This window comes from Streptomyces bohaiensis, from assembly GCF_012033785.1.
Lineage (GTDB): Bacteria > Actinomycetota > Actinomycetes > Streptomycetales > Streptomycetaceae > Streptomyces > Streptomyces bohaiensis.
Map to the genome: position 1 here is coordinate 1 of NZ_JAAVJC010000171.1, position 10,236 is coordinate 10,236.

Sequence of the window (10,236 nt, forward strand, 5' to 3'; positions counted from 1 at the left end):
GAGGCCGGTGGTGCCGAGGCCGGTGGGGCCGACCGGGATCACCGGCCGGGTGGCGCCGGTCGACGCCGCCTCCGGCTCCGACGCCCTCGCCGCCGGGACCGGCGCGTGCCCGGCGCCGAAGGACACCGGTCCGTGCGCCACCGCCGGGAGGTCGCCCGGGTCGGCGAGCAGCGTCCGGGCGGCCGGGGTCGCGAGCGGATCGTCGTCCGTCGCCCGGTCGGCGGCAGCCGAGCCCCGGGAGGGGAACGGCGGCGGGCCGTGGAACCGCGAGCGGGAGCCGCCGGGGCGCTGCGGGGCGGGAGGCACCGCGGCGGAGGACGGCACCGGGGTGAGCAACGGCGCGGAACCGCTCGGCAACGGCGGTGCGGCGGCGGCCGACTGGGCCCGGACCGCCTCCAGGCAGTCCTCCTCGCGGTAGCGGCGGCACTCGCGGTGCCAGAGGAGGATGCCGGAGAGCCAGTTCTCCAGGTCCTTCACGTAGGCGCCCATCGCCTCGCGCGCCTCGGTGCCCAGCTGCATGTCGTCGTAGAGGACCGGCAGCTCGTGGGCGACGACGTGCTGGAACTGGCTCATCCGCGACCGCATCAGGTCGTCCACGATCCGCAGGCCCGTCGGGTAGTCGCACTCGAAGAAGGTCTGCACGACGAGGACGCAGTTGTGCACCTCCCCCTCGAACTCGATCTCCTTCTGGTACGAGAAGACGTCGTTGATCAGGCAGGCGTAGTCGGCGGCGGCGTTCTCCAGGGAGCGGACAGGGCCGCTGGCGTAGACCTCGGGGGCGATGACGTCCGCCCGCCGCAGTCGGCACAGGCTCATGGTGAAGTCGGAGCCGAAGGTCGCGCGCCGCATCTCCATGTAGTCGACCGGGTCGGGCACGCGGTGCGCCGCCTGGTTCTCCAGCTCCCACACCCAGCTGGCGGTCATCGTCTCCAGCGAGGCGCGGAACGACACCCGGGCGGCGGGGGGCATGGGGGCGACCGTCCGGGCCCAGAGGTCGGCGAGTCCTCGTTCCAGCGCGTTCGACGGCGGCACGGCCGACGCGCCCTGCAGCGGCATGAACAGCGCGAGACGCGCGTTGCAGGCACGGGCACCCGCGATGTCGCGGGTGCGGCCGAACACCACCGGGAAGTAGTCGTCCCCGTACGTGCCCCAGGTCAGCCACTGCGAGCTGAGAGCGAGGGACTCGGCGGTGGCCTCGGGGTGGATGCCGGCGGCGCACAGCGGGAAGTCGAAGCCGGCGAGCCGGTCGCGGTCCCAGATGTCGGAGGCGGGGACGCCGGGCTGCGGCCGGAGCATGCCCATCGCCTCGCCCCACTCCACAGTGGCGCGGCGGGCGCTCTCCAGATGGGGGCTGAGCCGGACGGCGAACGGCATGTCGAACTCCGGCAGGATCGACGGGCCGACCCGCTGGTGCGGGGTGTGGCCGTGCCGCCGCAGACCCCGCAGACCGGAACGCGTGCTGCCCAGCAGCGCCTTGACCTGGGCGCCGAGCACCACCTGGCCGGCGGTGCCGACGCCGGTGGGGCCGGGAGGCGACCAGCCGCCCGTCAGCGGCGAGCCGGAGCCGGCGGCGGCACCGCCGTCGTTCATGTAGCGGCTGGACCGCAGATGCCACTCGTGGCCGCCGGCCTGCCAGTCCTGGAGGCCCTTGGCGTAGGCGAGGACGTCGGCGCAGGCGGCCGGGTCCAGGGCGTGCTCGGCGAAGAGCGGCGCCAACTCGGTCAGGGCGGTGTGCTCGAACTGCTGGAGCCGGGAGGTCAGCAGGTCGTTGACGGCGTCGGCTGCCTCCTGGGTGGAACAGCCGAGGAAGCGTTCCAGGACGAGGACGCCGTTGCTCAGTTCGCCCTCGTCCTCGACCTCCCGCTGATAGGAGAACAGGTCGTTGCGGAGGTGGACGGCGTCGGAGAACGCGTCACGCAGCACCCGCAGCGGCCGGGAGGATGCGACCGCCGCGGGTACCTCGGCACCGGCCGCGTGTTCCACGAGCCCGGCCGACCAGGGGGCGCCGCCGACCTTGCGGCGCATCTCGATGTACTCCACCGGGTTGGCGACCCGCCCGGCGTTGATGTTGGACAGCTCCCAGAGCGACTCGTTGAGGAGGTGCTCGGTGGACTCGGCGAACCGGGCGCGCCAGGCGGCGGACCGCTCCGGGACGGTGCGGCGCCACAGGTCGCCGAGGCCGGCCTCGACGGGGTTCTCCGGCTCGGGGAAACCGGCGCTGAGGTCCATCGGCATGAAGGCCGGCAGGCGGTCGAGGTGGTACTTGCCGCCCTCGCGGTCCTGGGTGCGCTTGTACGCCTCCAGGAAGTTGTCGTCGAAGAAGAAGACCCACACGTACCAGTCGGTGATCAGGCTGAGCATCTCGGCGTCGGTGTCGGGGTGGGTGTACCCGCACAGCAGCGCGTAGTCGTGGGCGTCGAGGTCGCTCTGCTCCCAGACGCCCGAGCCCTCCAGCATCCCCATGCGGCGGGCCCAGGCGCGGGTGTGCTGCCGTGCCTGCTCCACGTGCGGGCTGAGCCGCGGCGGATACGGGGTGTAGAAGTCGGGCAGAGTGAACGGCTGTGCTGACACCGGGGGAGCCTTCCTGAGCTGTTCGTGCCGTCCGGTGACCCGGACGGCCGGGAACTACCCGGGCCCCGTGCGCGCCATCCCGACGCCGCAAAGGTCGTACAAGCCGAAGAACCCCGACCACGGCGCGTGCGCTCCGGCGGGGAGAACCGCTGAAAGTGCCGCGGAACAGCGCGGGAGTGCGGCGGAGAGGCAGTCCCGCCGGTACGGCCGCCCGGGACGCCACCGGGTACGCCGGGGGCGTGCGACGCCTGGGCGCACAACGAACCGTCCGGGGAAACCAACCGCGACACGCCGCGCCGTCGGCGTGTCGCAGTGGCGTCGCACCGGCAGTGCGGCAGGCCACCCGGCAGGGCCGGTCGTCATCGCCGCATTGCGGACGCACCGGGGCCGGCCACCGGGCCGTCGGCCGGATCCCGCCGCGCGTCCTCCGGTGGGCCGTCGGTGGACGGGGCGCGATCGCGCCGTCGGGCGGCGGCCCGGGCCCGGTCCATCGCGCGCCACTCCGGCCGCAGTCCCGCGACGGTGGTGACGAGCGCGTACAGCAGGCCGGAGCAGACGAGCACCGGCACCAGCCCGACCGCGGTGACGGCGAGGCCGCCGAACAGCCCGCCCAGCGGCATACCGGCCCACGCCAGGGAGGTGCCCACCGAGGTGACCCGCCCCAGCAGCGGTCGCGGGATCCGCTCGAAACAGACCGCCGAGATGACGGGGTTGAGGAACCCGGCCCCGAGGCCGCCGACGGCGAAGGTGAGCACCACCACCCAGAGCGGCGCGCCCAGGGCCATGGCGAGGAAGCGGGGCGCCCCGGCCACCAGATAGCCCGCGAAGTACACCCCGCGACGGGGCAGCCGGTGCGCCCAGACCGCCGCGACGGTGCTGCCCAGGACCGCGGTCCCGCCCATCGCGGCGGCGAGCAGACCGATGGTCGCGGGCCCGTGGCCGGAGGACTCCACCCACACCGGCAGCATCACGGAGGTGAAGGCGGCGTCGAGCAGGTTGGTCACCGCCGCGGTGACGTACAGCAGGAGCAGCAGCGGCTGGGTCCGCAGGAACCGGAAACCGCCGGCCAACCGACGCCAGTAGCCGTCCTTCCCCGCCACCGTGGCGGGTGGCGCCGTCCCGTTCCGCAGGACCTCCGCCGGCTCGGGGACCCGCGGGTCGTCGGCGCGCGGGTCGTCGGCGCCGGGCGAGGTGCCGGGCGGCGCGCCGCGGGCGGCTCCGGCGTCGGCGGCTGCCGTGTCGTGACCGTCCGCGGGCCCGGCCGGTCCGCCCGGGCCGAGGTCGGGGGACCGCCCCATGCCGCGGGGCAGGACGACGGCGATGATCACCGCGCCCAGCGCGAAGCAGACCGCGTTCACCAGCAGACCGGCGAGCGGACTGGTGACGGCGATCAGCAGACCTCCGGCGAACGGGCCGACCGTCGAGGCCAGCCGCTCGACCATCCCCGCAAGGCCGGTGGCCCGCTCCAGCACCACACCGCTGCGGTCGGCGGCCTCGGGGACCATCACCTGCTTGGCGAGGTCGCCGGGCCCCCGCGCGGCACCGGCGAGCGCCACCAGCACCAGCAGCCCCCAGAACGGCAGCGCGCCCGCGAAGTGCAGCAGGGGCACCGCGGCGACGGCCACCGCGCTGCCGATGTCGGTGGTCCAGGAGACGCGGCGGGCCCCGGTCCGGTCGAGCACCGGGCCCGAGAGGGTCTTCGCCACCACATAGGGGGCCATCTCGCAGAACACCACCAGCCCCGTCAGGGCCGCGCTGCCGGTGGTGACGAGGACGAACCACGGAATCGCGATGGCGGAGACACGGGTCCCGGTGAGGGCGACGGCGAGCGCGGCGAGCAACCCGACCAGCGGACGCAGCCCCTCCCCCTGCCCCACGGCCGGTCGTGACGCCGGTGACGCTGGGTCGGTCGGGCGGCTCACCGCTCCGGCCCGTCACCGGCCGGCGGTCGGGAACGGCCCGCACCGGGAGCGAGGCGCGCGTCCCCGCCGCTCCCGTCGTCCCCGCCGGCGTGGGCGTCCTGGGCCTCGGCACCACCCTCGGCGTCCTCGCGCGGGGCCGGCTCCGGCAGCACCAGGGTCACCGCGCTGACGTACTCGGCGTCCGCCGGCACCTCGCGGGGCGCGTTCGGGTCCTCCCACCGGTACCGGGCGAGGACCTCGGCCAGCTCGTCGCGCAGCTGTTCGCCCTCGGCCAGGGTGAGGCGGAGCGAGACGTCGGACATGGTGAAGACCTGCTGCCACTCCCGGGGCATGTCCTGATACGCCTCGACGCCGCTGCGCAGCCGGGCGGTGTAGAAGGACTCGATGGCCTGGATGTACGCCATCGACGCCTCCGGCTCCTGCACCAGCAGCTCGCGGTCGTCGAACCGGGTCATCTCGTGGGCGGCCCGCCACCAGCGCTCCCGCGAGGTGCCCTCCGCCGGGTCCTCGGCCACCAGGCCCACGTCGGCCAACTGGCGCAGGTGGTAGCTGGCGGAGCCGGTGTTGATGCCGAGCTTGGCGGCGAGGCGGGTGGCGGTGGAGGGTCCGTGGCGGCGCAGCTCGCCCAGCATCCGCAGCCGGCGGGGGTGGGCCACCGCCCGGAGGCTGCGGGCGTCGAGCCGCGCCGTGCTCCGCCCGGCGAAGGGGTCCGGCCGGGTGTCGGTCGGCGCCACGGCGTCCGGCGCCTCGGGCGGGGTGCCGTCCGCGGCGTTCACGGCGCCTGCCGGGTGGCTGGTCGAGTCGTCTGCCTCACTGTGCATGGCAGCAGCGTAGAGCGCCAACAGTTCTTTGCAAAGACCTCTTGGCAAAGAACCGTTGGCAAAGAACTGTTGGCTTGGGCCGGCTTCGCATGGCGTCGAGGCCGCCCGAGGGGCCGGGGGCGGGCATACAACGCCTCGGGCCGTCCACAGGCTGTGGACGGCGCGAGGCGTGGCGGCGGCGGAGTGGAAGACCGCGGGGAGGGGATCAGCCCGGTTCGTTGAGGCCGTGCTCGTGGGCGAAGACCACGATCTGCACCCGGTCGCGGAGCCCCAGCTTCCGCAGGATGGACCCGACGTGGGTCTTCACCGTCGACTCGCTGACGAAGACCTTCGCGCCGATCTCGGCGTTGCTCATCCCGGCGGCGACCGCCGCCAGCACCTCGCGTTCCTTCCCCGTCAGGTTGTCGAGCCCCGGCGGGACGGGGCGGCGCGGCCGGAACGTCCCCTCCAGGAGGGTCGCGAGGTCCTGCGGCGCCAGCACGGCGTTCCCGGCGTGGACCGTGCGGATGGCGTCACCGAGCATCACCGGGGTCGTGTCCTTCAGCAGGAACCCGCTCGCGCCGTACCGGATGGCGGTGGCGGCGCGGTCGTCCAGGTTGAAGGTGGTCAGCACGACCACCCGCACCGGCTTCCGGCGCCGCGCGGCGCGGCTGGGGCCGAAGATCTGCCGCGTCGCCTCGACCCCGTCGAGCACCGGCATCCGGATGTCCATCAGCACCACGTCGGGGCTCAACTCGTCCACCAGCCGCACCGCCTCGGCGCCGTCCGCGCCCTGCCCGACCACGGTCATGCCCGGCTGGGCGTTGATCATGACGGCGACGCCCTCCCGGAACAGCGCCTGGTCGTCGACGAGCACCACCCGGATGGGCTCCGGCTCGCCGGCTGCCGGGCCGGGCCCGGCAGCCGGAGCGGCCGTCGACCGGGGCGGCCCGTCCGGCACCGCGGACGTGACGGGGCGCTCGTCCGGGACGCCGGGCTCGGGCGACACCGGTGGCACCGGCGGCTCCTGCGGGGCGGGCGGCGGCGCGGGGCGCTCGTCCGCGCTCACGGGTGCGCCCCGGTGGCGGCCAGCGGAATCCACGCGGTGGCCGTCCAGCTGTCCGGCCGGCGTCCGCCGCCGGCGGGCGCCCAGGCCGTCGCCGGATCGTCCGCCGTCTCCTCGTCGGCCGCGTGGCCGGGGTGGCGCGCCACCGACAGCCGGCCGCCGACCGTCTCCAGCCGCGCGCGCATCCCCTCCAGCCCCATGCCCGGCACCCCTGCCGCTGTTCCCGGACTCACCGCGTTCCGCACCTCGATCCTCAACTGGTCGTCCCAGTGCCGCTCCACCAGCACCGGCTCTCCGCGCACCCCGTGCTTCAGGGCGTTGGTCAGCATCTCCTGGAGGACCCGGAACGCGACCGTCTCGACGTCGGACGGCAGCGGGCGCGGGGTCCCGATGACATGGTCCCGCACGTCGCCCCCGGCGGCCCGCACGTCCTCGATCAGGGTGTCCGGGCTGCCGGTCGGCGCGAGCCCCGGGCCGTCCGGCCCGGCGATCGAGGCCAGCACCTCGCGGACGTCGCGCAGCGACTGCCGGGCGGAGACGGCGATGTTCGCCATCGTCCGGCGGCTGCCCTCGACGTCGTCGTCGGCCAGGAACTGCGCGGACTCCGCCTGGGCCAGGATCACCGCCAGGGAGTGGCCGACGACGTCGTGGACGTCGCGGGCCAGCCGGGCCTGCCCCTCCCGCAGCCCCGCGATCTCCTGCGCCTCGGAGCGCTGGGCCTCGGCGCGGGACCGCTGCTCCTCGGCGGCGACCCGGTCCGCCTCCGCGCGGAGCCGGGCCTGCTCGGCGGCGGCGGACCGCTCCCGCGAGGCGCGGGCCGCGTCCCGCAGCCGCAGCACCATCCCCAGCAACCACGGCAGCGAAGTGACGGTCAGCGCCCCCAGCAGCAGGGTCGACGCGGACATCCCCGCGTCGGCGATCCGCCACAGCCAGATGTCGAGCCCGAAGCGGTAGGTGCCCAGCACGTCCCGGCCGTACCGGTACGCGTAGGCCGCGACGAACACGACCGTCCCGACGACCGAGAGACCGGAGAGCCACACCACCACCGTGCCGCCGTAGCGCGCGGCACCGTAGAGGACCGACACCGCGGCCAGCTGCGTCAGGAAGAACGGCGAACCGACCAGCACCTGCCAGCCGAGCATGGCCCAGCCCAGCAGCAGCGCGGTGCCGGGGGCACCGCGGTGGCACGCGACCGCCGCGGCCAGCAGCAGCACCGGCACGTGCCCGGGGGTGGTGTCGGCGAGGTAGTAGGGGACCTCGCGGTTCAGCTCGACCAACGCCAGCAGCAGCACGACGAGGCCCAGCAGGATGTCGCGGACCCACGGATCGCGGGCCAGCCCCGCCCACCGGGCGGGGCCGGTGGGCCGCTCGGGAGGGTGGTCGGGCCGCTCGGGAGGGTAGCCGGGGCGTTCGGGAGGGCGGCCGGGGCGTTCGGGGCCGCCCGGCCAGGACGGGGCGCGGCCGGCGGGGCGGGGTCCGCCGGGAGCGTGGTGGGGGTCTGGTGTCACGTCCTGCTCGTCTCGTTCAGGGGCTTTCGGTGGCCCGCGGGAGGCGGACCGGCCACGGGGGTGGGTGGCGTCACGCTCGGTCGGCGCCGGCCAGCAGGTCGTCGAGGAGGCGCGGGTACGGCAGGCCGACCGCGGCGAACATAAGGGGTACCTGGGAGTGCTCGGTCATGCCGGGCGTCGTGTTGACCTCGTTCAGCACCAGGCGGCCCTCGGCGGTGACGAAGAAGTCGAACCGCGCGACACCGTCGCACCCCAGCGCGGCGAAGAGCTGCCGCGCCGCTCGCTCCATGGACGCGAGGGCGGCGGGCGGCAGCTCGGCGGGGACGCGGAAGTCGGGCGCGCCCTCGTACTTCAGCCCGGTGTCGAAGAGCCGTCCCGCCGGCACCCCGATCTCCAGTGCCGGACCCGTCAGGAGCGTGCCGTCCGCGCGACGCAGCACCGCGATGTCGACCTCCCGGCCCTGGACGACCTCCTCCACCAGGACCCGGTCGTCCAGCGCCAGCGCGGCGTCGAGGGCGGGACGGAGCCGGTCGGCGGCGCGCACCAGGGTCACGCCGTGGCTGGAGCCCGCGGCGACCGGCTTGACGACGACGGGCCCGTCCCACACCAGTCGGTCGATCTCCTCGGCGGTGACCACCCGGCCGGGCGCGACCGACAGCCCGCAGGCGACGGCGACGAGTTTGGTGGCCCACTTGTCCATCGCCAGCGCGCCGCCGCGGACACCCGCCCCCACGTAGGGGAGGCCGGCCAGTTCCAGCAGCCCGGCGAGGGTGCCGTCCTCGCCCAGCGGGCCGTGGACGGCGGGAAAGGCCAGGTCGCAGTCGGCGAGCAGCGTCAGGGCGGCGGCGAGCGAGTCGGCGGGGCCCTCGCCCAGCGGTGCATCCGCGCCGGCGTCGGTGACCCGGTGCCAGACGCCGTCCCGTCCGATGGTCAGGCCCAGTACCTCCCAGCGGTCGGCGTCCAGAGCGCGCCGGATCGAGGCGGCGGTGGCGAGCGAGACCTCGTGCTCGCAGTTGCGGCCTCCGCCGATGACGGCGACCCGCGGCCGCTCCCGGCGGGAGGCCGGACGCGGCGCGGCACCGACGGCGGGGACGGCGGTGGGGACGGCGGTGGGGCTCTCAGGAGCAGCGGAGAGCACGGGGGAACGGTCGGCGGTGGCGAGGTGGCTCGCGGTCATCGGTACTCCTCGGTGAACCGGCGGACGCGCGGCCCGAACCCGGTGACGATCTCGTGCGGAATGGTGTCGGACCAGCGGGCCCAGTCCTCGGCGGTCGGCTCCCCGGCGCGGCCCGGCCCCAGCACGACCGCGCGGTCGCCGGCGCGCACCGCGGGGCCCGGGGCGGACGGCGGGTCCGTGACGTCGACGACGACCTGGTCCATGGAGACGAGGCCGACGAGCGGCCGGCGGCGCCCGCCCAGCAGCACCGCCGCGCGGCCGGTCGCCGTGCGGGGCAGTCCGTCCGCGTACCCCAGCGGCAGCAGGGCCAGCCGGCTGGGGCGCGTGACGCGGTGGTCGTGGCCGTAGCCGACCCGGCTGCCGGCCGGCACGGTCCGCACCCCGACCACCGGCGCGGTCACCGTCAGCGCGGGGCGGAGCCGCCGCCGCCCCGTCGGGTCGATACCGACGAGACCGGCCCCGACCCGGGCCAGGTCGAAGTGGGTGGCGGGCGCGTCCAGGACGGCGGCGGTCGCCGCGAGGTGGCGCACCCGGGGCCGCAGTCCCGCGGCACGCGCGACGTCCACCGCCGCGCGGTAGCGGGCGGCGGCGTCCCGGTCGCACGGGTCGTCGGCGCGGTCGGCGCACCCCAGATGGCCCATCACCCCTACCACGCGGACCGCGCCGGACCGCTCGGCCGCCGCGGCGTCCGCGCAGAGCCGCGCCCACTGCTGGGGTGCGGCGCCGTCGCGCGCCATGCCGACATCCGCGTGCAGGTGGACCACGGCTCGCCGCCCCGTGCGGCCGGCGGCGGCCGCCACCGCCGCGAGGAGGCGCCCGGACGGCACCGCCGTCTGGACGTCCGCGGCGAGCGCGGCGGCGAAGTCGGCGCCGGGCGCGTTGAGCCAGCTGAGCACCGGGGCGGTGAGCCCGGCCCGGCGCAGGGCGAGCGCCTCCTCGATCGAGGTGACCCCCAGCGAACGCGCCCCGTGCGCCAGCGCGGTGCGGGCGACGGCCGCCGCGCCGTGGCCGAACCCGTCGGCCTTGACGACCGCCATCACCGCACCGCCTGCTCGCTCCGACAGCAGCCGGGTGTTGGCGGCGACGGCGGCGAGGTCGACGTGCCGGGTCGGCACGGCGGGGAGCGACCCGGGCGGCGGCGACGGGGCGCCGGCGGGCGCGGGTGACGACCGTCGTCCACCGCTCGCCGTCC

General features: G+C 75.9%; 7 protein-coding genes. All 7 read right to left on the bottom strand.

Features of this window, described 5'->3' with window-relative positions; all coding sequences use genetic code 11:
- A partial coding sequence (locus HCN52_RS17080) for a terpene synthase family protein (RefSeq protein WP_312876739.1) occupies positions 1-2,571 on the bottom strand: 2,571 nt, incomplete at its 3' end.
- A 359-nt stretch (positions 2,572-2,930) separates the two neighbouring features.
- Positions 2,931-4,448: an MFS transporter gene (locus tag HCN52_RS17085; RefSeq protein ID WP_312876740.1), complete on the bottom strand. Its 1,518-nt coding sequence runs from the start codon at positions 4,446-4,448 to the stop codon at positions 2,931-2,933.
- Between the two features lie 41 nt (positions 4,449-4,489).
- Positions 4,490-5,314 carry an ArsR/SmtB family transcription factor gene (locus HCN52_RS17090; protein WP_168089324.1) on the bottom strand — a complete coding sequence of 275 codons (825 nt, stop codon included), beginning with the start codon at positions 5,312-5,314 and terminating at the stop codon, positions 4,490-4,492.
- 205 nt (positions 5,315-5,519) lie between these two features.
- Complete coding sequence (locus tag HCN52_RS17095) at positions 5,520-6,179, bottom strand: response regulator (protein WP_312876741.1); 660 nt, start codon at positions 6,177-6,179, stop codon at positions 5,520-5,522.
- Between the two features lie 179 nt (positions 6,180-6,358).
- Positions 6,359-7,867 (bottom strand): histidine kinase, encoded by a 1,509-nt coding sequence (locus HCN52_RS26220; RefSeq protein ID WP_168089325.1) that lies wholly within the window; start codon positions 7,865-7,867, stop codon positions 6,359-6,361.
- 70 nt (positions 7,868-7,937) lie between these two features.
- Positions 7,938-9,044, bottom strand: a complete 1,107-nt coding sequence (locus tag HCN52_RS17105) for a D-alanine--D-alanine ligase family protein (protein WP_168089326.1) — start codon at positions 9,042-9,044, stop codon at positions 7,938-7,940.
- Positions 9,041-10,236: alanine racemase (gene alr, locus HCN52_RS17110; protein WP_245175226.1), on the bottom strand; the 1,196-nt coding region annotated here is incomplete at its 5' end. The genes alr and HCN52_RS17105, both read right to left, overlap by 4 nt.